Genomic DNA, 23,025 nt, shown 5'->3' with positions numbered 1-23,025 from the left:
CGGGTAGGTCGGGGCCACGTCCCCGACGCGCGGCGCATCCGGCACGTATTGCGTTAAGCGTCGGGGACGTGGCCCCGACCTACGGCGGCGCGCCGTTGGCCTCGCGCATGAAGTCGACGAACACCCGCAGCTTGGGCGCCAGCTGTTCGCGCGAGGGGTAGTACAGGTGGAAGCCGGGGAACGGCGGCTGCCAGTCGTCGAGCACGCGCAGCAGCCGCCCGGCGGCGAGGTCGTCCGCGGCGGCGGCCTCGAACACCTGCGCCAGCCCCAGCCCGGCGATGGCCATGCGCCGGCCCAGCCCGCTGTCGTTGAAGATCGGCCCGCCGCCGACCTCGACGCTGAAATCCTGGCCGTTGCGGGTGAATTCCCACGGCATCAGCCGGCCGTCGCTGCGGCGGTAACGCATGCACACGTGCGCGGCCAGTGCTTCGGGCGTGTCCGGTGGCGGGTGCCGTTGCAGGTAGGCGGGGGCGCCGACCACCACCAGTCGCTGCGGCGGACCCAGCGGCACCGCGACCATGCCGTCGGCCAGCGATTCGCCGAGGCGGATGCCGGCATCGAAACCCTCGGCGACCAGGTCGGTCAGCGCCGCCTGCACTTCCAGCTCGACCTCCACCTGCGGGTAAAGCGCACAGAATGCCGGCAGGTGCGGCAGCAGCAGCCGTTCGACCGCGATCCGCGGCGTGGTGATGCGCAGGTGCCCGGCGGGTACGTCGCGGCTTTCCTCCAGTGCCTGCAATGCGCCGCCGATGCGCGCCAGTGCCGGCAGGGTTTCGCGCAATAGCCGTTCGCCGGATTCGGTCAGCCCGACCCGGCGCGTGGTCCGGTGCAGCAGGCGCGCGCCCAGCCGCCGCTCCAGGCTGCGCACCGACTGCGACAGCGCCGAGGGCGACATGCCCAGTTCGATGGCCGCGCGGCTGAAACTGGCGTGCCGCGCCACGCAGGCGAAGGCTGCCAGTGCGGGCAGCAGGGCAGGATTGATTGTGAAGTCATGCTTCATTGAAGTTGAAGATTATCCTGATTTATCGCCTGAAGCCCACGCCCTACAGTGGCCCTCCCTTTCCCCCGGAGCATCGCGATGCAGACCCGCACCCTCGGCCGCAACGGCCCCACGGTTTCCGCCCTCGGCCTCGGCTGCATGGGCATGAGCGCGTTCTACGGCGGCCGCGGCGACGATGCCGCGGCCATCGCGGTGATCCACCGCGCGCTGGAACGCGGCGTCACCCTGCTCGACACCGCCGACATGTACGGCCCGCACACCAACGAAATGCTGGTTGGCCGGGCCATCGCCGGCCGCCGCGGCCAGGTGATCCTGGCCACCAAATTCGGCGTCCGCTTGGACCCGTCCGATCCGCAGGCGCGCGGCGTCGATGGCCGCCCCGAGTACGTGCAGGCGGCCTGCGAAGCCAGCCTGAAGCGGCTGGGCGTCGATCACGTCGACCTGTACTACCAGCACCGGGTCGATCCGCAGGTGCCGATCGAGGACACCGTGGGCGCGATGGCGCGGCTGGTCGAGCAGGGCAAGGTGCGCTGGCTGGGCCTGTCCGAGGCGGCGCCGGAGACGATCCGCCGCGCGCATGCGGTACACCCGATCACCGCGTTGCAGACCGAGTATTCGCTGTGGTCGCGCGAACCGGAGCAGAACGGCGTGCTGGCCACCGTGCGCGAACTGGGCATCGGCTTCGTGCCGTACTCGCCGCTGGGGCGCGGCTTCCTGACCGGCGCGATCCGCACGCCGGAGGACTTCGACGCGGACGACTACCGCCGCCATTCGCCGCGTTTCCAGGGCGACAACTTCGCCCGCAACCTGGCATTGGTGGAACAGGTGCGCGCCATCGCCGCGGACAAGGGCATCAGCGCCGGACAGCTGGCGCTGGCGTGGGTGCTGGCGCGCGGCGACGACCTGGTGCCGATTCCGGGTACCAAGCGCTTGGCCTATCTGGAAGAAAACCTCGGCGCGCTGGACGTGGCGCTGGATGCCGATGAACTGGCGCGGATCGACGCGGTGTTCCCGGTCGATGCGGTCGCCGGGGCGCGCTATCCGGCAGCCAGCATCGGCAGCGTGCACCGGTAGGTCGGGGCTACGCCCCCGACGGCGCATGGATGGCGCCGGCGGGGGCCTGCTCTGAGGCATGGCACGTCGGGGGCGTAGCCCCGACCTACGTGGGGGGCGAGCTATTCCCTTGACGTGCTGGTATTTGGCATGGCGTGTCGGGGCCGTAGCCCCGACCTACGTCATTGCTGCTCGCGGGCGATGGCGCGCCAGCCGATGTCACTGCGGTGGAACGCGTTGGCCCAGTGGATCTTGTGCACGCCGGCGTAGGCATGCTTCTGCGCGTCGGACACGCTGTCGCCCAGCGCGGCCACGCACAGCACACGGCCACCGGCGCTGACCACGTTGCCGGCGGCGTCCAGCGCGGTGCCTGCGTGGAAGACCTTGGCGCTGGCCGGTACGTCGTCCAGGCCGCTGATGACGTCGCCGCTGACCGGCGTTTCCGGGTACGGACGCGCGGCCATCACCACGCCCAGCGACGGGCGCGGGTCCCACTGCGCTTCGACGCCGGCCAGCGCGCCGTCGATGGCCTTCTCGACCAGATCGACCAGGTCCGATTGCAGGCGCAGCATCACCGGCTGGGTTTCCGGGTCGCCGAAGCGCACGTTGAATTCGATGACCTTCGGCGCGCCGGTCGCGTCGATCATCAGGCCGGCATAGAGGAAGCCGGTGAACGGCACGCCGTCCTTGATCATGCCGGCCACGGTCGGCTCGACCACCTCGCGCATCACCCGCGTGTGTACCTCGGGCGTGACCACCGGCGCCGGCGAGTACGCGCCCATGCCGCCGGTGTTGGGGCCGGTGTCGCCGTCGCCGACGCGCTTGTGGTCCTGCGAGGTCGCCATCGGCAGCGCGACACGGCCATCGACCATCGAGATGAAGCTGGCTTCCTCGCCGTCGAGGAACTCCTCGATCACCACGCGTGCGCCGGCGTCGCCGAAGGCATTGCCGGCGAGCATGTCGCGTACCGCGGCCTCGGCCTCGTCCAGCGTCATCGCCACGATCACGCCCTTGCCGGCGGCCAGGCCGTCGGCCTTGATGACGATCGGCGCGCCCTTGTCGCGCACATAGGCCAGCGCCGCCTCGACCTCGGTATGCACCGCATAGAACGCGGTGGGGATGCCGTGGCGGGCGAGGAAGTCCTTGGCGAAGGCCTTGCTGCCCTCCAACTGCGCGGCGGCGGCGGTAGGCCCGAAGATGCGCAGGCCGGCGGCGCGGAAGCGGTCGACCACGCCGGCCACCAGCGGCACTTCCGGGCCGACCACGGTCAACGCGATGGCCTCGTCACGGGCCAGTTGCAGCAGGCCGTCGATGTCGGTGACCTTCACCGCGACGTTGCGGCACTTCGATTCGGTCGCGGTGCCGGCATTGCCCGGGGCGACGAGCACTTCGCCCACGCGCGGCGACTGCGCCAGCTTCCAGGCCAGGGCGTGTTCGCGGCCGCCGGAGCCGATGACGAGGATCTTCATGGGGTCAGTCCTGTGGGGGCATTCATGGGGAGCGGCAGTCGGACGCCTTCAGCGCCACTTCGAAGAACCGCGCGCCGTCGGCGTCGATGAAGCGGCGGCGCACGCCACCGCCGGCGGCGTAGACCGGTGCCAGTGCGGCATTCGTGCACAATTCGGCGATGGCGTCGGCCTCGTCGCGCCGCAGGGCCGCGAATACGTCGGGCCTGGCCTTGGCCGCCGCCACGGTGGCGTCGGGGGAACGGATCACGAACACCAGGTCGTCGCCGTGCCGATGCACGGCATCGACGATCAGGCCGTCACGGTAGGGTGCGGGCAGCTGTTTGCCGAGCGCGGCGATGGCCTGCCGTTGCGCATCGCCCAGCGTGCCATTGCCACAGGCGGCCAGCAGCGGCAGCAACAGGGCCATGCACAGCGGGCGCGGCAACGCGGGCCATGTGGCAGCGGTCATTCCCCGTTTCCCGTTTCCCGTTCCCGGCTTCATCAGTGGCGGAAGTGGCGCACGCCGGTGAACACCATCGCGATGCCGTGCTCGTCGGCGGCGGCGATCACCTCGGCGTCGCGCATCGAACCGCCCGGCTGGATCACCGCGCTGATGCCGGCTTCGGCGGCGGCGTCAAGGCCGTCGCGGAACGGGAAAAACGCATCGGAGGCCATCACCGAGCCCGGTACCACCAAGCCCGCATCGTTGGCCTTGATGCCGGCGATGCGGGCCGAATACACGCGGCTCATCTGCCCGGCGCCGACGCCGATGGTGCGCTGGTCCTTCGCATAGACGATCGCGTTGGACTTGACGAACTTGGCCACCTTCCATGCGAACAGCAGGTCGGCGAACTGCGCTTCGGTGGGTGCAATCTTGCTCACCACCTTCAACTCGTCACGCAGCACCACGCGGTCGTCGGCGCTCTGCAGCAGCAGGCCGGAACCGACGCGCTTGCTGTCGATGAAACCCGGCGTCGCCGCCGCGGTGGGGATGCGCAGCACGCGCACGTTGGCCTTCTTCGTCGCGTAGTCCAGCGCGGCCGGCTCGTAGTCCGGGGCGATCAGCACTTCGACGAACTGGCGGTCGAGGATGGTCTGCGCGGTCTTCGCGTCCAGCGTGCGGTTGAAGGCGAGGATGCCGCCGAAGGCGCTGGTCGGGTCGGTGGCGTAGGCCTGCTCGTAGGCGCCGCCGACGCTGGCGGCGACGGCGACGCCGCACGGGTTGGCGTGCTTGACGATGACGCAGGCCGGGGCGTCGAACTGGCGCACGCATTCCCACGCGGCGTCGGAGTCGGCGATGTTGTTGTAGCTCAGTTCCTTGCCCTGCAACTGGGTGAACGTCGCCAGCGAGCCCGGCGCCGGATGCAGGTCGCGGTAGAGCGCAGCCTGCTGGTGCGGGTTCTCGCCGTAGCGCAGATCCATCACCTTCACGAAAGTGGAGCTCATCTGCGCCGGGAACGCCTCGCGCGCCGGCACGGTGGCGCTGGCGTCGGTGACCGAGGAAAGGTAGTTGCCGATCGCCGCGTCGTACTGCGCCACGCGGTTGAACGCGGCCACCGACAGCGCGAAGCGCTTGGCGGCGGACAGCTTGCCGTCGTTGGCGTCCAGTTCGGCCAGCAGGCCGGCGTATTGCTCCGGGCTGGTGGCCACGGCGACGCGGGCGAAGTTCTTGGCCGCGCTGCGCAGCATCGCCGGGCCGCCGATGTCGATGTTCTCCACCGCATCGGCCAGGGTGCAGTCCGCTTTGGCGGTGACCGCCTCGAACGGGTACAGGTTCAGCACCAGCAGGTCGATCGGGGCGATGCCGTGCTCGGCCATCACCGCATCATCCAGCCCGGCGCGGCCGAGCAGGCCGCCGTGCACCACCGGGTGCAGGGTCTTGACCCGGCCATCCATCATTTCCGGGAAGCCGGTGACGTCGGACACGTCCTTGACCGGCAGCCCGGCCTCGCGGATCGCCTTGGCGGTGCCGCCGGTGGACAGCAGTTCGACGTTGCGCGCGGCCAGCGCGCGGGCCAGTTCGACCAGGCCGGTCTTGTCGGAAACGGACAGCAGGGCCCGGCGCACGGGCAGCAGATCAGCGGACATGAGGTGCGGGGGAAGCGGAAACGGGCCGGTATTGTAGCGGCCCGCGGCCCCGGGGTTTGGTTGCAGCGGTGACCGCCGCAGGGGCCATGCGGTGGCGCCCGACCGTTGGTCGCGGCGGCGGCGCGAAGCGCCGGGCGGTTGATGGCCCGTGCCGACCAACGGTCGGCACCCACCAGAGAGCTACCCTCGCCTCAGGCCAGCCCGTATTCCTTGAGCTTCTTGCGCAGGGTGGCGCGGTGGATGCCGAGCATCGCCGCGGCGCGGCTCTGGTTGCCCTCGCAGTGGTTGAGCACTTCCACGAACAGCGGGATCTCCATTTCGCGCAGCACGATCTCGTAGACATCGTCGGCCTCGCAGCCGTCGAGGTCGCGCAGGTAACGGCGCACGGACTGGGCGACGTGTTCGCGCAGCGGCGGCTTCGGAGCGCCACGACTGCTGTCAGGACGGGAGGGGGCAGCGTTCAAGGGGATTCCCGGATTCAACGTGGCCGGGGCGCGAACGCGGCCGGCGGTGGAAGGGGGCAGTCTAGCGCGTGGGCCGTGGTGGCGTCATGCCGGCCGGTATGGTCAGCGGAACTCGAAGGTATAGGCGACGGTGGCCGCCGACGGCTCGCGCAGCAGGAACGCCACCTGCGCGCTCTGGCCGGGTTCGAGCAGCTGCCGCGGGCCCTGCGCGGGGTCGAGGTAGTCGCCCGGTTGCAGGGTACGGCGGCCGATGACGCGGCCGTCGGCGTCGGACAGCGACAACCGCAGCGCCGGCCACGCCTGCGCCCAGCGCGCGTCGTTGCGGAAGCTGGCCTGCACTTGCAGCACGCCGGGCTGGCCGGCCAGCGGCCGCACCTCGCGCTGGAGCATGGTGTAGGCCGCCGGCTCGTGCCAGGCCGGCAGGGCGCAGCGCAGCACCGTGCACACCGCGCCGATCAGCGGGCGGGTGCGGGCGTCGCCGGCAAGGCGGGCGCGGTCGGCCACGGCGATCTGCAACAGCAGCAGCACGCCGAGCACGGCGACCAGACCCCATTGCCAGCGTGGCGTGCGCAGCGCCGGGCGCGGGCCACGCAGGAAGGCCGGGGCAGCGGTGGTCGCCGCCGGTACCGCCGGTTCCAGTGCGGCCGCCTCGACGGCAATGGTGTCGTCGGTCGGTGCGGCATCGGCGATGGCCCCGGTTTCGTCGCCAGCCTCGTCGCCAGTTTCATCCGTGGCCGGTGCCGGTGTGTCGCCGGTTGCGGCGGCTGCGTTGCCGGCTTCGGCCTGCGGGCCGTGCAGGAAGGTGGCGAGCGGGCGGCGGTCGGGCGGGGTTTCGGCGGTCATGCGCATCGAGGGCCATGGGACTGGCCCCATTCAAGCACGGCGCACGCCGGTGATGCGCATCCAGTCGCCGTCCTGCGCGGTTTGCAGTTGCTCGAACCATGCCGCATAGCGCTCCAGCAATTCGCCTTCCTGCCCGTGCAGGATGCCGGACAGGGCGATGCGCCCGCCCGGCGCCACGCGCGCGGCCAGCCGTTCGGCCAGTGCGTCCAGCGCCGAGGCGAGGATGTTGGCGACCACGACCGGGTAGGTGGCGGCCGGCTCGTCCTCGGGCAGGTACGCGGCGATGTGCACGCCGTTGCGCTCGCCGTTGTCGGCGGTAGCGAGCAGCGCCTGCGGGTCGTTATCGACGCCTGCCGCATTGGCGGCGCCGAGCTTGAGCGCAGCCAGCGCGAGGATGCCGGAGCCGCAGCCGAAGTCGAGCACGCTGCGGCCGGCCAGTTCGCCGTCGGCGGCCAACTGGTCGAGCCAGCGCAGGCACAGCGCGGTGGTCGGGTGGGTGCCGGAGCCGAAGGCGAGGCCGGGGTCCAGCCGCACCACGGCAGCGTCGGCGGCCTGCGCGGCTGCGGGCAGTTCGTGGTTCCACGGCACGATCCAGGTGCGCCGGCCGAACTGCATCGGCTGGAACTGGTCCAGCCATGCGCGCTCCCAGTCCTCGTCCTCGACCGCGCGGAAGCCGGCGTTGCTCCAGTCCAGCCCGGCGTCGAAGGCTTCCAGCGCCGCCAGCAACGCCAGCGCATTGGTTTCCGCGGGGAACAATGCGGTCAGTACCAACGCGTTCCACAGCGGGGTTTCGCCCACACCCGGCTCCAGGATCGCGTGTTCGTTGCCGGTGTCGGCATCGGCGTCGAGCAGGGTCACCGCCAGCGCGCCGACGTCCTCCAGCGCGTTCTCGTAGCGGGGCTGGGTGGCTTCGGTGCAGCGCAGGGTGAGTTCGAGGAAGGGCATGGCGGTACGGCGACGACGGAACGGAAGCGGGCATCCTAGACGATGCGGCGAAGTGGATGCATGGGCGTTGGCGGGTGCCGGCCGCTCCACCGGGGGTAGGTCGGGGCTACGCCCCCGACGATTCGTGGTGCCGTCGGGGGCATAGCCCCGACCTACGAAACGGAAGAAGGCGGGTTTCCCCGCCTTCTTCTTCACAACGTCGGCCGGCGCCGGCTCAGGTCAGCGCGATCGACTGGTTCTTGCGTTCGGCCAGGCGCTTTTCCAGGTAGTGGATGTTCTGCCCGCCGGCCTGGAAGCCCTTGTCGCGCATGATCCGCTGCTGCAACGCGACGTTGGTCTTGATGCCGTCGACCACCATCTCGCTCAGCGCCACCCGCATGCGGGCGATGGCGGTGTCGCGGTCCGGGCCGTGCACGATCAGCTTGCCGATCATCGAGTCGTAGTTGGCCGGCACCCGGTAGCCGCCGTAGATGTGCGTGTCCACGCGCACGCCCGGGCCGCCTGGCGGGTAGAAGCCGGTGATGGTGCCGGGGCAGGGGAAGAACGTCTCCGGGTCCTCGGCGTTGATGCGGCACTCGATGGCGTGGCCGTTGATCTTGATGTCGCTCTGCTTGATCGACAGCTTGTGCCCGGCGGCGATCTTCAGCTGCTCGGCGACCAGGTCGATGCCGGTGATCAGCTCGGTCACCGGGTGCTCCACCTGGATGCGGGTGTTCATCTCGATGAAGTAGAAGCGGCCGTTCTCGAACAGGAACTCGAAGGTGCCGGCGCCGCGGTAGCCGATGCGGATGCAGGCTTCCACGCAGACCTTGCCGATTTCCTCGCGCAGTTCCGCGGTGATGCCCGGCGCCGGCGCTTCCTCCACCACCTTCTGGTGGCGGCGCTGCATCGAGCAGTCGCGCTCGCCGAGGTGGATGGCGCCGCCCTGGCCGTCGGCCAGCACCTGGATCTCCACGTGGCGCGGGTTCTCCAGGAACTTCTCCATGTAGACCATGTCGTTGCCGAACGCGGCCTTGGCTTCCTGCTTGGTGGTGGCGATGGCGTTGACCAGCGCCGCTTCCGAATGCACCACGCGCATGCCGCGGCCGCCGCCGCCGCCGGCGGCCTTGACGATGACCGGGTAGCCGATCTCGCGGGCGATCTTGATGTTGGCGGCGGCATCGTCGCCGAGCGGGCCGCCCGAGCCGGGCACGCACGGCACGCCGGCGGCCTTCATCGCGCGGATCGCCTCCACCTTGTCGCCCATCAGGCGGATGGTGTCGGCCTTGGGGCCGATGAAGATGAAGCCGGACTGCTCCACGCGCTCGGCGAAGTCGGCGTTCTCCGACAGGAAGCCGTAGCCGGGGTGGATGGCCTGCGCGTCGGTGACCTCGGCCGCGGCGATCAGCGCCGGGATGTTGAGGTAGCTCTCCGACGACGGCGCCGGGCCGATGCACACCGACTCGTCGGCCATCGCCACGTGCTTGAGGTTGCGGTCGACGGTGGAATGCACCGCGACCGTGCGGATGCCCAGGGTGTGGCACGCGCGCAGGATGCGCAGCGCGATTTCACCACGGTTGGCGATTACGACCTTGTCGAGCATGGCCGGCGCCTCAGGCGATCACGAACAGCGGCTGGTCGAACTCCACCGGGTTGCCGCTTTCGCCGAGGATGGCGACCACGGTGCCGGACACCTCGGCCTCGATCGGGTTGAACATCTTCATCGCCTCGATGATCGCCAGCGTCTCGCCGGCCTTGACTTGCTGGCCGACGCTGACGAACGGCGGCTTGTCCGGGGCCGCGGAGGCGTAATAGGTGCCGACCATCGGCGCGCGCTGCACGTGGCCGTCCGGCAGGGCGTTGCCCGGCTTGGCGGTGCCGCCGGTGGAGGCCTCGGTCGGCGAGTTCATCGGCATGCTCGGGGCCGCGGCCGGGGCCGGGGCGTGGACCGGTGCGGCGACGGCCACCGGTGCCGGCACGTAGCCGCCGACCGGGGTGCGCGACAGGCGCACGGATTCTTCGCCTTCCTTGATCTCGATCTCGGCCAGGTTCGACTCTTCCAGCAGGTCGATCAGCTTCTTGATTTTGCGCAGGTCCATAGAGAGCCTCTTGGGTGTTGTCGGCGGCGGCGCGTTCGCGCACCGCCGCCGGGGAATGGGGTCAGAGCCGCTGCAGGGCGGCGTCCAGGGCGTAGCGGTAGCTGTCCGCGCCGAAGCCGCAGACCACGCCGACCGCCTTGTCGCTGAAATAACTGTGCTGGCGGAAGGGTTCGCGGGCGTACGGGTTGGACAGGTGGATTTCGATGAACGGGACGGCCACCGCCGCCAGCGCGTCGCGCAGCGCGACCGAGGTATGGGTGAAGGCGGCCGGGTTGATCAGGATGAAGGCGGTGCCGTCGCCGCGGGCGGCCTGCACCCGCTCGACCAGCACGTGCTCGGCGTTGGACTGCAGGCTCTCCAGTACGTGCCCGGCGGCCAGCGCCTGCGCGGCCAGCGCCGCGTCGATGCCGGCCAGCGTGGTGTGCCCGTAGACCTCAGGCTCGCGGCTGCCGAGCAGGTTCAGGTTGGGGCCGTGGAGGACCAGCAGTCTTGCCATGTGCCAGCGGTGGGTGGGAAAGGGCGGGAGTCTGATCGAAGCCGGCAATGCTGTCCAGTTCGGCGAACTTGCCGGTGATTTAATCGGATGTTTGAATTTTTGGAGTGGGCCGCCGGGGTAGGAGCGCACCTTGGTGCGCGATGGGTTTTACCGGGAAAGCATCATCGCGCACCAAGGTGCGCTCCTACGGGGTTGCTATCCATTCCTCGATCTCGCCGGCCTTGAACGGCCCCAGTTTCTGCTTCACCACCCGGCCCTGCGCATCGACCAGCACGCTGTAGGGCAGCAGCCCCTGCGTGTTGCCGAGCCTGACGCTGGCATCGGCCGGGCCGGGGCTGTCGATCACGATGGGGTAGTACACCGGCACGTTGCCGAGGAAGTCGAGCACCGCCTCGGGCGTGTCCAGTGCCAGCCCCACCACCTGCGGGCCGCTGTCGGCGTGTTTGGCGGCGAAGCGCGCCAGTTCCGGCATTTCCTCGATGCACGGGCCGCACCAGCTGGCCCAGACGTTGATCAGCAGCGGCTTGCCCTTGAACTGGTCGGGGAAGCGCACCGGCATGCCGTCCAGGTCGGGCAGGGTGAAGGCCGGCAACGGCTCGCCGGGACGCGCCACCGGCACCGGCGGCGCCGGCCGCGGGGCGGTCGAGGGCGAGGTCATCGGCAGCAGTCCGGGTGCGGCCGGGCGGCTCAGCCAGGCGCCGGCGGCGAGCCCGGCCGCCGCGGCGATTCCCGCCACCCACCACAGCCGCGCGCGCATGTCAGCGTGCCGCGCGCAGCAGCGCGTCCTCGACCACGGACTGGGTCAGCACGGTCGGCAGCACCCGCGGCGGCGCGCCGGGGCCGTAGACCACGTACAGCGGCACGCCCACCGCCTTGTGCTGTTCGAGGAAGGCGCTGATCTGCGGGTCGACGTTGGTCCAGTCGCCGCGCATGTACACCGCGTCCACCCGCTTGAGCCCGTCGCGGAAGGCGGCGCGGTCGAGCACGTTGCGCTCGTTGGCCTTGCAGGTCACGCACCAGTCGGCGGTCATGTTGACGAACACCACGCGGTTGTCCGCGCGCAACCGGTCGAGCATCTCCGGCGAGTACGCCACCGTGCCCTCGCTGGCCGCGCGCGCCGGCGGCTGCATGCGGGTCACGCCCCATACCGGCGCCAGCGCCAGCAGCACGATCGCCGCGCCCAGCGCCATGCCGAACCGGCGGCTGTGCCAGCGGCTGCGCTCGAACCACCACAGGCCCAGCGCCAGCACCGCCATGCCGGCCAGCAGCAGTGCGGTGGCGTCGATGCCGCGCTGCTTGCCCAGCACCCACAACAGCCAGATCGCGGTCAGGTACATCGGGAACGCCAGCACCTGCTTGAAGGTTTCCATCCACGCGCCCGGCTTCGGCAGGCGCCGCGCCAGCGCCGGCACGAAGCCGATCAGCAGGAACGGCAGCGCCAGCCCCAGCCCCAGCATCAGGAACACCAGCATCGCCACCGCCGCCGGCGCGGTGAAGGCATAGGCCAGCGCCGGGCCCATGAACGGGGCGATGCACGGGCTGGCGACCACGCAGGCCAGCACGCCGGTGAAGAAGTCGCCGGCCGCGTCCTGGCGCTGCGCCAGCGACTGGCCGACGCCACCGAGGTTGCCGCCCAGGGTGAACACGCCGCTCAGGCTCAGGCCGACCACGAACATCAGGTAGGCCAGCGCGGCGATGAACCACGGGTGCTGCAGCTGGAAGCCCCAGCCGGCGGCCTGTCCGGCCGCGCGCAGCGCCAGCACCAGCGCCCCGACCGCGGCGAACGCGACCAGCACGCCCAGCGTGTACCACAGTGCGTGGCGGCGGGCGTGGCGGCGGCTCTCGCCGCTCTGCGCCAGCCCCAGCACCTTCAGCGACAGCACCGGCAGCACGCACGGCATCAGGTTGAGGACCAGGCCGCCGGCCAGCGCCAGCAGCAGGATCCAGAGCAGCGAATCGGCGCGGCCGGCGGTGGCCGGCGGCAGGCTGCGGCGGTCGTTGTCGGCGGAGGCGTCCGCCGTGGTCGCCCCGGCCCCGGGAGCGGCATGCATCACCAGCGGTTGCGGCGCCGGCAGGCTGCCCGGGTCCGCGGCCGGCGACGGCGCGGCCGCGTCCTTGTCGCGGCTGGGCAGCGGTGGGATCACCCGCGGCACGACGATGGCCTCGTCGCTGTGCGACACCTTGCCGGCCGGCAGCGACAGCCGCACCCGGCGGGTCATCGGCGGGTAGCAGATGCCGTCGGTCTGGCAGCCCTGGAAGGTGGCCACCAGCGTGGCGCTGGCGGGCCCGGCATGTTCGCGGCGCAGCGGCAGCGGCACGTCCACCTGGTCGAAATACACCACCACGTCGCCGAAGTGCTCGTCGCGGTGCGAGGTGCCGGCCGGCCAGCGCGGTTGCCCGGTGCGGATGCCGGCCACGCCTTCCAGTGCCAGCGAGGTGCGGTCGCGGTACAGGTAGTAGCCCGGCGCCGGCGAGAACCGCAGCAGCAGGCGGTTGCCGTCATCGACGATGGCCTCGAAGCCGAACGCCTGCTCCGAGGGCAGCGGCAGGTTCTGGCTGGCCGCCACGCCGGGCAGCTTCAGGCCGCCGCCGCTGGCACGCGCGAGCGGGTTGGCGGGCGCGCTGCCGGCGGTGGCGGCCGGCAGCTTCACTTCGAGCGTGCGCTTCTGCGGCGGGTAGCACACGCCGGCGTCGGCGCAGCCCTGGTAGCGCACTTCCAGCGTCACCGTGTCGGTGCCGGGGGCGGCGGTGCCGGGCAGGGTGGCCTGCAACTGCCGGTGGTAGGTCTCCACGTCGCCGAAGAACTCGTCGTGCTTCTTCTCGCCATCGGGCATCCGCAGTGCGCCGGCGTCGAAGCCCGGCCCGGCCTTGGTACTGGTGCGGTGACGGTACAGGTAGTAGCCCGGCGCGATGTCCCAGTGCAGCTCGATGCGGTCGCGGCTGCCCGCCTCGACGCGCAGGGCGAAGGCCTGGTCGACCGGCAGCAGGTCCTTCTCGCTGATCGCCCATGCCGGCAGGGCGCAGCCGGCGAGCAGGAGCAGGGCGGTGAAATGTCGCAGCAACCTCTTCAACGTGGGTCTTCCTCACGGGTCTGTGCCCGAATCCAGTCCAGATAGGCCGGCAACCCGGCGCTGGGGGTGAGCGCCAGGATCTCCGGCACTTCGTAGGGGTGCAGGCGGGTGATGGCGGCGGTGAGCGCGTCCAGCCGGTCGGCGCAGGTCTTGACCAGCAACTGCACTTCCCCGGCCTGTTCCACCCGGCCCTGCCAGCGATACACAGACTGCATCGGCGGCAACAAGTTCACGCAGGCGGCCAGTTTCCGCTCCACCAGGTGGCGGGCCAGCGACTGTGCGGTGGGGGTGTCGGGGCAGGTGCAGAAGACCAGGCGGGCGTCATGGGCGTCCATCACCGGATTTTCGCAGAAATCGGCGGGCTCTTTTCCTACATTACTTCTGGTTATTTGACATCGTTGTCATCACTGGACAAGGATTGCGGAGCAAAGTAGGCGGCGGGTTTAGTGTGATGGTGATCGCGCTTGCCCGCGCCGATATGGCATCCAAGGGGGGAATGTCGTGGATCGACGCAACAATCGGGGCTTCACGCTGATCGAGGTCATGGTGGTGGTGGTCATCCTGGCCATCCTGGCGGCCATCGCGCTGCCGTCCTATGCCAATTACGTCGCGCGCAGCAAGATCCGCACGGCGCAGGCCGACCTGCGCGCGCTGTCCGCGGCACTGGAAAACCACCGCCAGCGCACCCTGCTCTACCCGGTGGCGGCGCCCGCCGACACGGCCGCGGTCAAGGCCGCCTTCCCGGCATGGAACCCGGCGGCCAAGTCCGTCGATTTCGGCTTCTCGGCCAATTCCGACGCCAACGGCTACACCCTCACCGCCAGCGGCGCGAGCGGCAAGCTCAGCGGCTGCACGCTGACCCTGGCGCAGGACGGCACGACGGGCGACGCCGGCTGCCTGGCGGGGTGGTGATGAAGCGCGCGGCCGGCTTCACCCTGATCGAGCTGATGGTGACCGTGGCGATCATGGCCGTGCTGGCCCTGGCCGGCATGCCGTTCGCCAAGTCGTGGATGGAAAGCAACCGGCAGATGCAGGCCCGCAACCTGCTGTGGGAGGGCATTGCCCAGTCGCGCGCGGTGGCCCTGCGCAACCCTGGTGGCACCACTGCCGGCCCGGCGGCCCGGCTGGAGCGCACCGGCGCCGGCGTCCTGCAGGTGGCGTGCGTCGATGGCGTCGCGCCGGATGGTGCCGCCATTCCATGCGTGCCCGATCCCGATGCCAACCCGGATCGGGTGGTGTGGAAGAGCGTCGTCCTTCCCGGCGGCGACACCAGCACGCTGCACCTGGCCAGCGCGGCCAACGTGATCGACGCGGCTGACTGGACCTGCGTGGCCTTCGACAACCGCGGCCACCGCGTGGTCGCGGGCGCGGATTGCGCCACGGCCGCCGGCACCCCCCGCATCGCCATCGGTTTCAACGAACAGGAGCCGCTCTATGTCGACCTGCTTTGATCCGCGCCGCCGGCAACGCGGCGACATGATGCTCGAAGCGCTGGTGGGCGTGCTGATCACCAGCATCATCGGCGCCGGGCTGGCGCACGTGGCCAGCCGCGTGCTGAGCGGCCAGCGCGATGCGAAGGTGGAGAACGTCGCCGTCGAGCAGTTGCGCGCGCAACTGGAAAGCGGCGGCATCAGCCTGTGCGACGGCGGCGCCGTCACCATCAGGCTGCCCGGCGGCGACAAGGCCGTCGACGTGGACTGCGAGGTCGCCGCGGCCAACATCACCGTGGCCGGCATCGCGCGCGCCGTCGATGCGCCGCAGCGGGTGGAGCTGCGGGTCGCTGCCGCCGACCTGGGCATCGGCGATGAAAACGCGCCCCTGATCGTGTCGTCGAGGCAATGACCATGAAGCCGCGCCCCGTTCCCGCCTCCGCGCGCCGGCGCCAGACCGGCCAGAGCCTGGTCAGCATGATGGTGGGGCTGGTGATCTCGCTGATCACCATTGCCGCCATGCTGACGCTGTACAAGACGATGGTGGGCGTGTCCAACGAGGCATCGGTGGCGGCCCGCCGCGACGGGCAGGTGTCGGCCGGGCTGCTGGCCGCGCAGATCGAACTGCAGTCCGCCGGGTTCGGCGTGGACCCGGCCGCCGCGCCGCTCGCCAGCCGCCTGTCCATCTCCAACGATGGCAAGCAGGTGGCATGGCATTACAACGACGGTGCCAACGACGTGTGCGCCGGCCTGTGGGTGGATGCGAACGGTATCTATCGCCTGCCTCCCGTGATGGGTTGCGTCGATGCCGCCGCCGCGGCGTGGGCCGCGAACCAGCGCGAGCCGCTGGCGCTGATGCCCACCACGCCGGACGGCAACCTGATCGCGTTCGCCGCCGACGAGGAAGGCGGCGCATCGCTGGCCGGCTACACCTTCAGGAAGGAACCCGCCGCGTGCCTGCCCTACCGACAACAGGACTACGCCAGCACGCCCGCGCCGGCGGCGCAGCGGGTGCGGCTGGCGAATGCGGACGGCAAGCAGCTGTTCTCGGTATGCCTGCCCAACCTGACCTGACGACCGCCTCCCTCGAATTGCCGACAGGCACGCGACACCGCCAAGGAACCCGCGCATGAACAGGAACCGGAAGCCGCACTCCCCGCCGCCCCGCCGCCAGCGCGGCGTCGCCACCCTGTTGATCGTGCTGGTGGTCGGCCTGGCCGTCTCGGTGACGGTGGCCGCCACCGTGTATTCGCTGCGCGGCACCCAGTCGCGGCAGCTGACCACGCACTCGGCCACCGCCGCGCAGGCCGCGGCCTGGCGCGGCGTGGAGGCGTTGCGCCTGTACCTGCTGCAGTTGAACAAGGCCGAGCTGGAAGCATTGCAAGGGCCCGTGCAGGGCATGGGCGCGCTCGGCGTCAGGTCGGCGGCCATCGTCGGCGTCGCGCCCCACGGCGTGGACCGGTACCGGGTGAACGCCACGGTCACCGGCGAGGCCGGCGTCGGCAGCGCCCTGACCACCGCCACCGTCGAGGTGGTCTACGACGTGGGCCCGGGCGCCGGCGGGCCGGGCGTGCCGCCGGTGTGCGCCTCCCTGCCACCGGCGCCGATGGTGTTCAACGGCAACCTGGACTACAGCGGCGGCAAGCTGGACGTGACCAATTCCACCACCTACGAGAACATCGTGGTGGCCGGCAACCTGACCGTCGGCGGCGGCTCCAGCGCGCGCATCTCCGGCTGCATGAAGGGCGACGTGAAGCTGAGCGGTGGCGGCATCACCGACAACGGCCACATCTATTCCGAAGGCAGCATCCAGATCGACGGCATGGGCAACCCCAGCGGCACCACGCTGTGGGGGCGCAACGTCAACATCGGCAATGGCGTCAGCGGCGGCAACTACGTCGCGGTCAAGGCCGGTGCCTACGTGGTGACGGTGCACAACGGCGATCAGGCCATCGGCACGTCGGAGGTGGGTGGCCGGCTGATCGCCTCCACGGTGACCGGGGGCATCCCGTGGACCACCGGCACCGTGCTGCCGGCCGCCAGCGGGCGCGTGGTCGTCACCCTGGCCGATGGCAGCCAGTTCCTGCTGGACATGGGCAAGGTCGCCATCGACGACGCCACCGGCGCGGTATCCGGCGCGGCGGCGGCCGCCGAACTGCTCGCGGGCGCGGAGGACAGCCAGCTGCCGGACGCGCTGGAATTCAGGTCCACCGCCATCACCGGCGGCGATGCCGGCCTGTACACCCTCATCATTGGCCAACTGTGGGGGCACCGTGTCTCGGTCAAGGGCTGGAGCGGCAAGTACGACACGCTGTGGGGCAACGGCGACATCGATATCGTCTCGGGCACCATCGGCAGCCTGCTCGGCGGCGGCAACCTCGACGTCAACGACGTGTCGGTGGGCGGTTCCGGCCGGGTGGCGGGCTCGATCAACAAGCCCGTCGCCAACGTGCTGGCCGGGCAGGCCGGCACCAGCCCGGGCCTGCCGGGCCTGCCCTACTGCGATGCGCGGGTGAAGCCCATCGACGCGGACAACTACAAGGGCATGGCGAACTACATCTTCGAGTCCGTCGGCGGCCAGCCCCAGCTCACCATCCAGCACGTCAAGCGCGCCGATGGTTCGTCCATCGACGGCGTTTACCCGCTGAAGAACCCGAGCGCGGCCCAGTTGCAGGTCCTGCAGGAGCTGATGACCTGCAACAACACCAACGACAAGGGCTGCCTCAACGTCAGGCAGAGCGACGGCAGCTGGCTGCTGCACGGCGTCAACAAGATGCCCGCGGGCGTGCTCTGGTTCGACGCGAAGCTGACGGTGGACGGGACCAGCACCAACCTGCTCAACACCCTGGTCAACCGCGGCGACATCGCGCTGACCGGTTCGGGGCACGGCGACCTGGTCGCCCCCAACTTCGCCGGGGCGGCGGCGGTCTGCGGCGGCGCCTTCTACCCGGCCAACCTGTGCGCCGACCGCGACAGCTTCGTGACCTGGGAGAACCCGAACGACCTGGACGACGAAGGCAACCCCAGGGTCTATACCGGCCTGCCCATCGCCAATACCGCCGTGGTCAGCGAGGAGGACGCGACGATGGCAGGCTGGACGATCAAGGGCAGCGTGCTGCTGGGCAAGAAGCTGTTCACCAACGGCGCCACCGTGACCATCCAGGGCAGCCTGACCGTGGGCAGCAACGAGCGCTCGGACACCACCATCTCCGCCGGTGGCATCGCCGTGGACGTACCCGACGGCGACGGCAGCCTGAACGTCGTCCCGGTCTGCAGCGCCGGCAACCCGGCGATCCCGGCCGGCCCGGCCAATGCCTCGGTGCTGTGGTCGCGTTACCTCTGAAACAACCATCAGACCCCGGCATCCAGCCGGGGCGGCTCTCTCCCCTGCCTGGCGCAGGCCGTTTCCCGGCGGTCCGCGCCTTTTCTTTTGCGGCCGCCGGCCCCATGCCGGTCCCGGTGCGGTACCGGCTGGGCGGAAGCTGAGCCTGGCTCCGGCCCAAGGCTGACGGAGCGGGTGGGACCGCTGCCCCGGTCCGGTCGGAACGGAAGTGCGCAGGGGCCCTTGAAAGCCTCCCGGCGATCCCCATCTCCGAGCCAAGCCCGGTCGACGGGCGTTTTTACGCGTGGCGCCGCTGCCCGGCACGGGGTGGCGACCACCGGACTTTTCGGACCAATCAACAACTCAAGAGGTCTTACATGAGCATCAAGCCGCTGCACGACCGCGTCGTGGTCAAGCCCATCGAAGCCGACGAAATCTCCGCCGGGGGCATCCTGATCCCGGATTCGGCCAAGGAAAAGTCCACCAAGGGCGAAGTCGTGGCCGTCGGCCCCGGCAAGCCGCTGGACAACGGCAGCGTCCGCGCCCCGGCGCTGAAGGCCGGCGACAAGGTCATCTATGGCCAGTACGCCGGCTCGACCTACAAGGCCGACGGCGTCGAGTACAAGGTGCTGCGCGAGGACGACGTGCTGGCCGTCATCGGCTGAGCCGCGCTTCCGCGACCGAACCCCCAAGACCCCTTACACCCCTGATCCACTGAGGTATAGCAATGGCTGCCAAGGATATCCGTTTCGGTGAAGACGCCCGTTCGCGCATGGTGCGCGGCGTCAACGTACTCGCCAATGCCGTCAAGGCAACGCTGGGCCCGAAGGGCCGCAACGTCGTGCTCGAGAAGAGCTTCGGCGCCCCGACCATCACCAAGGACGGCGTCTCCGTCGCCAAGGAAATCGAGCTGGCCGACAAGTTCGAGAACATGGGCGCGCAGATGGTCAAGGAAGTCGCTTCCAAGACCAACGACAACGCCGGCGACGGCACCACCACCGCCACCGTGCTGGCCCAGGCGCTGATCCGCGAGGGTGCCAAGGCCGTTGCCGCCGGCATGAACCCGATGGACCTGAAGCGTGGCATCGACAAGGCGGTGATCGCCGCCGTCGCCGAGCTGAAGAACATCTCCAAGCCCACCGCCGACGACAAGGCCATCGCCCAGGTCGGCACCATCTCGGCCAACGCCGACGAGTCGATCGGCAACATCATCGCCGAGGCGATGAAGAAGGTCGGCAAGGAAGGCGTGATCACCGTCGAGGAAGGCTCGGGCCTGGAGAACGAGCTGGACGTCGTGGAAGGCATGCAGTTCGACCGCGGCTACCTGTCGCCGTACTTCGTCAACAACCCGCAGGCGCAGACCGCCGACCTGGATGACCCGTTCATCCTGCTGCACGACAAGAAGATCTCCAACGTGCGCGACCTGCTGCCGGTGCTGGAAGGCGTCGCCAAGGCCGGCAAGCCGCTGCTGATCGTCGCCGAGGACATCGAAGGCGAGGCGCTGGCGACCCTGGTGGTCAACACCATCCGCGGCATCGTCAAGGTCGTGGCGGTGAAGGCCCCGGGCTTCGGCGACCGTCGCAAGGCGATGCTGGAAGACATGGCCGTGCTGACCGGCGGCACCGTGATCTCCGAGGAAGTGGGCCTGTCGCTGGAGAAGGCCACGATCAAGGACCTGGGCCGCGCCAAGAAGGTGCAGGTGTCCAAGGAGAACACCACCATCATCGACGGCGCCGGCGATGCCGCGGCCATCGAGTCGCGCGTCAAGCAGATCAAGGTGCAGATCGAGGACACCACCTCCGACTACGACCGCGAGAAGCTGCAGGAGCGCGTGGCCAAGCTGGCCGGCGGCGTCGCGGTGATCAAGGTCGGCGCTTCGACCGAAATCGAAATGAAGGAAAAGAAGGACCGCGTCGACGACGCCCTGCACGCCACCCGTGCGGCGGTGGAAGAAGGCGTGGTGCCGGGCGGCGGCGTCGCGCTGGTGCGCGCGGTCACCGCGCTGGCCGGCCTGAAGGGTGCCAATGAAGACCAGAACCACGGCATCCAGATCGCCCTGCGCGCGATGGAAGCGCCGCTGCGCGAAATCGTCGCCAACGCCGGCGAAGAGCCGTCGGTCATCCTCAACAAGGTCAAGGAAGGCACCGGCAGCTACGGCTACAACGCCGCCAATGGCGAGTTCGGCGACATGCTGGAGTTCGGCATCCTCGACCCGACCAAGGTGACCCGTTCGGCGCTGCAGAACGCCGCCTCGATCGCCGGCCTGATGATCACCACCGAAGCGATGGTGGCCGAGGCCCCGAAGAAGGACGAGCCGGCCGCCGGCGGTGCAGGCATGGGCGGTATGGGTGGCATGGGCGGCATGGATTTCTGATCCACGCACGCAGCCACGGGTGGGTGCCGACCGTTGGTCGGCACGCTCCCCGCAGAAATCCCGCCGCAAGGCGGGATTTTTGTGTGTGCTTCCCGCAGATGCGGGGCTTGCCCCGCATGGCACCTTCCCGGCAAGGCCTCAGCCGGGCAAGCCCGGCTTCTACATCGGGTCCGCTGCATCACGGATGAAAGCGTCCGGTTGCCGCTGAAACATTCGCATCGCCGCCACGGGCGTGTTATCAATGCACCCCATGAACGCAGCCCGCGCCCGCTTTTACTTTTGGTACTACTTTCCGAAGCCGCTGGCGGAGGAAGGACTGCGCTCACCCTGAAGAAACTTTCAGACGCATTCCCGAAAAGCCGCCAGCGAACCTGGCGGCTTTTTTCATGCCGCCATCGCCGGGGCAACCCCCACACGAAAACGACCCGGAGATTCCCCCATGCCTCCCCACACCGACGACCTGCGCATCCACAAGCTCGAACCGCTGACCCCGCCGGCGCACCTGATCTCGCTGCTGCCCTGCGACGAGTCGGCCTCGCAGACCGTGGCCGACGCCCGCGCCGCGCTGCACCGCATCCTGCATGGCGAGGACGACCGCCTCGCGGTGGTGGTCGGCCCCTGCTCAATCCACGACCCGGCGGCGGCACTGGACTACGCCCGGCGCCTGCGCCCGCTGCGCGACGCACTCGGCGGCGAGCTGGAGATCGTCATGCGTGTGTACTTCGAGAAGCCGCGCACCACGGTGGGCTGGAAGGGCCTGATCAACGACCCGGACCTGGACGGCAGCTTCAACATCAACAAGGGCCTGCGCGTGGCACGCGGGCTGCTGCGCGACATCAACACGCTGGGCCTGCCGGCCGGCTGCGAGTTCCTCGACACCATATCGCCGCAGTACATCGCCGACCTGGTGGCGTGGGGCGCGATCGGTGCGCGCACCACCGAAAGCCAGGTGCACCGCGAGCTGGCCTCGGGGCTGTCGTGCCCGGTCGGCTTCAAGAACGGCACCACCGGCGACGTCAAGATCGCCGCCGACGCGGTGGGCGCGGCCTCGCACCCGCACCATTTCCTGTCGGTGACCAAGGAGGGCGGCAGCGCCATCGTCGCCACCTGCGGCAACCCGGACTGCCACGTCATCCTGCGCGGCGGCAAGACGCCGAACTTCGACGCGGCCAGCGTGCAGGCGGCCAGCGAGGTGCTGGGCAGGTCGCAGCTGCCGGCACGGCTGATGATCGATGCCAGCCACGCCAACAGCAGCAAGAAGCCGGAGAACCAGCCGCAGGTGCTGGAAGACGTCGCCGCGCAGATGGAGGTGGGCGAATCGCGCATCGTCGGGGTGATGATCGAAAGCCACCTCATTGGCGGCCGGCAGGATCTGGTCGAAGGCCAGCCACTGGTCTACGGCCAGAGCATCACCGACGGCTGCATCGACTGGGACAGCACCGTGCAGGTGCTGGAGCGGCTGGCCGAGGCGGTGCGCGGGCGTCGCCGCGTGCAGCTGGAAGCCGCGGCCTGACGATGCCGGCGCGCCGCGTCGCACTGGCATGCGTTGGCCGGTCCAAGTAATTTACCCGCCGGGAGGCGGCGTGCCTCCCGCTTGCCGCGGAGACAGGGAGAGCGCCTCGCCCGGCAGGAAGCCGATGAAACCACCGCTCCAGGGAGTAAGGAAGTGATGCGTACCCGTATTTGCACCGTGGCACTGGCGATGGCGCTGGTGCCGTCGTTGGCGCTTGCCGCCCGCAAGCCCGTCGAGGATTCGGGCAGCGGCTGCCTGCAGAACCTTGCCGTGTCCGGCGGGTTCACCACCGGCAAGCAGTTCCTTGCCTCGACCGACCACGAAGGCATCAGCTATGCCGATGCCTTCGCCAAGACCGTGGCCGCGATCGAGGCCGAAGGCATGGTCTCGATATCGCCGAACGAGCAGACCGGCTACATCGCCGCGGAAAACCCGGTGCGTGGCGGCGGTGGTTCGACCGTGCCGCTGCGCACCACCGTGCGCCGCCAGGACGACGGCAGCATCCGCGTCGAAGTGCGTTTCAGCATCAAGGGCGGGCAGATGACGTCCAACAAGGCCGTTGGCCAGGGCCTGTGCAAGATCGCCGACGCGGCCAGCATGTAACGCAGGACGGGGCGGGGAAGATGGGCCATTGGTTCCTGTACCTGCTCGAATGCCGCGACGGCAGTTACTACGCCGGCATCAGCACCGACGTGGAAGCCCGCTTCCGCGCGCACCTTGCCGGCAAGGGCGCGCGTTACACGCGCGCGCATCCGCCATTGCGCATCCTCGGCATGCGCGTCTATGCCGACCGCGCGGCGGCGTCGCGCGCCGAATGGCAGATCAAGCAGCAGCCACGCGAACGCAAGTTGGCGTGGCTGCTGCATGCCGGTGAAACCCGGCCGTAGATACCGTCTTGCT

At 69.9% G+C, this 23,025-nt stretch carries 24 protein-coding genes; 11 read left to right on the top strand and 13 right to left on the bottom strand.

All coding sequences use genetic code 11. The features are described 5' to 3' along the window. Nucleotides 1-79: 79 nt before the first annotated feature. Nucleotides 80-1,000, bottom strand: coding sequence for a LysR family transcriptional regulator (locus ABB34_RS04100; protein WP_057639982.1), 921 nt, complete (start codon nt 998-1,000; stop codon nt 80-82). Nucleotides 1,001-1,078: 78 nt separating this feature from the next. On the opposite strand from ABB34_RS04100, the gene ABB34_RS04095 reads away from it, so the two are divergent. Further along, nucleotides 1,079-2,074, top strand: a complete 996-nt coding sequence (locus ABB34_RS04095; protein ID WP_057639981.1) for an aldo/keto reductase — start codon at nt 1,079-1,081, stop codon at nt 2,072-2,074. A 161-nt stretch (nt 2,075-2,235) separates the two neighbouring features. On the opposite strand, the gene purD is transcribed toward ABB34_RS04095, so the two are convergent. The 12 genes from purD to cutA all read right to left on the bottom strand — a co-directional run bounded on the left by purD (nt 2,236) and on the right by cutA (nt 13,821). Then, entirely contained in the window at nt 2,236-3,522 is a 1,287-nt protein-coding gene (purD, locus tag ABB34_RS04090) for a phosphoribosylamine--glycine ligase (RefSeq protein WP_057639980.1), read from the bottom strand. A gap of 22 nt (nt 3,523-3,544) precedes the next feature. Beyond that, entirely contained in the window at nt 3,545-3,970 is a 426-nt protein-coding gene (locus tag ABB34_RS04085) for a hypothetical protein (protein WP_152979496.1), read from the bottom strand. A 32-nt stretch (nt 3,971-4,002) separates the two neighbouring features. Then, entirely contained in the window at nt 4,003-5,589 is a 1,587-nt protein-coding gene (gene purH / locus ABB34_RS04080; protein WP_057639978.1) for a bifunctional phosphoribosylaminoimidazolecarboxamide formyltransferase/IMP cyclohydrolase, read from the bottom strand. A gap of 191 nt (nt 5,590-5,780) precedes the next feature. Then, nucleotides 5,781-6,053 carry a DNA-binding transcriptional regulator Fis gene (gene fis, locus ABB34_RS04075; protein WP_057639977.1) on the bottom strand — a complete coding sequence of 91 codons (273 nt, stop codon included), beginning with the start codon at nt 6,051-6,053 and terminating at the stop codon, nt 5,781-5,783. Between the two features lie 102 nt (nt 6,054-6,155). After that, complete coding sequence (locus ABB34_RS04070) at nt 6,156-6,896, bottom strand: DUF3426 domain-containing protein (RefSeq protein WP_057639976.1); 741 nt, start codon at nt 6,894-6,896, stop codon at nt 6,156-6,158. Between the two features lie 30 nt (nt 6,897-6,926). Beyond that, nucleotides 6,927-7,841 (bottom strand): 50S ribosomal protein L11 methyltransferase, encoded by a 915-nt coding sequence (gene prmA / locus ABB34_RS04065; protein ID WP_057639975.1) that lies wholly within the window; start codon nt 7,839-7,841, stop codon nt 6,927-6,929. Between the two features lie 214 nt (nt 7,842-8,055). Next, nucleotides 8,056-9,423, bottom strand: coding sequence for an acetyl-CoA carboxylase biotin carboxylase subunit (accC, locus tag ABB34_RS04060; protein WP_057639974.1), 1,368 nt, complete (start codon nt 9,421-9,423; stop codon nt 8,056-8,058). Nucleotides 9,424-9,433: 10 nt separating this feature from the next. After that, nucleotides 9,434-9,919: an acetyl-CoA carboxylase biotin carboxyl carrier protein gene (gene accB, locus ABB34_RS04055; protein ID WP_057639973.1), complete on the bottom strand. Its 486-nt coding sequence runs from the start codon at nt 9,917-9,919 to the stop codon at nt 9,434-9,436. Between the two features lie 61 nt (nt 9,920-9,980). Beyond that, the gene (gene aroQ, locus ABB34_RS04050; protein WP_057639972.1) at nt 9,981-10,415 is read right to left on the bottom strand and encodes a type II 3-dehydroquinate dehydratase; all 435 of its coding nucleotides are present in this window, start codon (nt 10,413-10,415) and stop codon (nt 9,981-9,983) included. Nucleotides 10,416-10,599: 184 nt separating this feature from the next. Continuing rightward, nucleotides 10,600-11,172: a TlpA family protein disulfide reductase gene (locus ABB34_RS04045; protein ID WP_057639971.1), complete on the bottom strand. Its 573-nt coding sequence runs from the start codon at nt 11,170-11,172 to the stop codon at nt 10,600-10,602. Nucleotide 11,173: 1 nt separating this feature from the next. Next, entirely contained in the window at nt 11,174-13,477 is a 2,304-nt protein-coding gene (locus ABB34_RS04040; RefSeq protein WP_057639983.1) for a protein-disulfide reductase DsbD family protein, read from the bottom strand. 5 nt (nt 13,478-13,482) lie between these two features. Continuing rightward, on the bottom strand, nt 13,483-13,821 hold the full coding sequence (cutA, locus tag ABB34_RS04035; RefSeq protein WP_057639970.1) for a divalent-cation tolerance protein CutA: 339 nt from the start codon (nt 13,819-13,821) through the stop codon (nt 13,483-13,485). Between the two features lie 166 nt (nt 13,822-13,987). On the opposite strand from cutA, the gene ABB34_RS04030 reads away from it, so the two are divergent. From ABB34_RS04030 to ABB34_RS03985, 10 genes are all read left to right on the top strand, one after another. Next, on the top strand, nt 13,988-14,398 hold the full coding sequence (locus ABB34_RS04030; RefSeq protein WP_275452833.1) for a type IV pilin protein: 411 nt from the start codon (nt 13,988-13,990) through the stop codon (nt 14,396-14,398). After that, the gene (locus ABB34_RS04025) at nt 14,398-14,937 is read left to right on the top strand and encodes a pilus assembly FimT family protein (RefSeq protein WP_057639968.1); all 540 of its coding nucleotides are present in this window, start codon (nt 14,398-14,400) and stop codon (nt 14,935-14,937) included. Before ABB34_RS04030 ends, ABB34_RS04025 begins: the two co-directional genes overlap by 1 nt. Beyond that, nucleotides 14,921-15,328 carry a type IV pilus modification PilV family protein gene (locus ABB34_RS04020; protein ID WP_152979495.1) on the top strand — a complete coding sequence of 136 codons (408 nt, stop codon included), beginning with the start codon at nt 14,921-14,923 and terminating at the stop codon, nt 15,326-15,328. The genes ABB34_RS04025 and ABB34_RS04020 overlap by 17 nt, the downstream gene beginning before the upstream one ends. Before the next feature lie 2 nt (nt 15,329-15,330). Continuing rightward, entirely contained in the window at nt 15,331-15,990 is a 660-nt protein-coding gene (locus ABB34_RS04015) for a PilW family protein (RefSeq protein ID WP_057639966.1), read from the top strand. A 55-nt stretch (nt 15,991-16,045) separates the two neighbouring features. Continuing rightward, on the top strand, nt 16,046-18,259 hold the full coding sequence (locus ABB34_RS04010) for a hypothetical protein (RefSeq protein WP_057639965.1): 2,214 nt from the start codon (nt 16,046-16,048) through the stop codon (nt 18,257-18,259). A gap of 356 nt (nt 18,260-18,615) precedes the next feature. Continuing rightward, nucleotides 18,616-18,903: a co-chaperone GroES gene (locus ABB34_RS04005; RefSeq protein WP_057639964.1), complete on the top strand. Its 288-nt coding sequence runs from the start codon at nt 18,616-18,618 to the stop codon at nt 18,901-18,903. 62 nt (nt 18,904-18,965) lie between these two features. Continuing rightward, nucleotides 18,966-20,612, top strand: a complete 1,647-nt coding sequence (gene groL, locus ABB34_RS04000; protein WP_057639963.1) for a chaperonin GroEL — start codon at nt 18,966-18,968, stop codon at nt 20,610-20,612. A 439-nt stretch (nt 20,613-21,051) separates the two neighbouring features. After that, nucleotides 21,052-22,125, top strand: coding sequence for a 3-deoxy-7-phosphoheptulonate synthase (locus tag ABB34_RS03995; RefSeq protein WP_057639962.1), 1,074 nt, complete (start codon nt 21,052-21,054; stop codon nt 22,123-22,125). Between the two features lie 156 nt (nt 22,126-22,281). Continuing rightward, a complete protein-coding gene (locus ABB34_RS03990; RefSeq protein ID WP_152979494.1) occupies nt 22,282-22,728 on the top strand; it encodes a hypothetical protein in 447 nt (148 codons plus the stop codon). A 20-nt stretch (nt 22,729-22,748) separates the two neighbouring features. Beyond that, nucleotides 22,749-23,012, top strand: coding sequence for a GIY-YIG nuclease family protein (locus tag ABB34_RS03985; protein ID WP_057639960.1), 264 nt, complete (start codon nt 22,749-22,751; stop codon nt 23,010-23,012). Nucleotides 23,013-23,025: the final 13 nt, after the last annotated feature.

Source organism: Stenotrophomonas daejeonensis (assembly GCF_001431505.1).
Classification (GTDB): domain Bacteria; phylum Pseudomonadota; class Gammaproteobacteria; order Xanthomonadales; family Xanthomonadaceae; genus Stenotrophomonas; species Stenotrophomonas daejeonensis.
The sequence above is the reverse complement of the archived record's forward strand: the minus strand, read 5'-3'. Positions and strand labels throughout refer to the sequence as shown.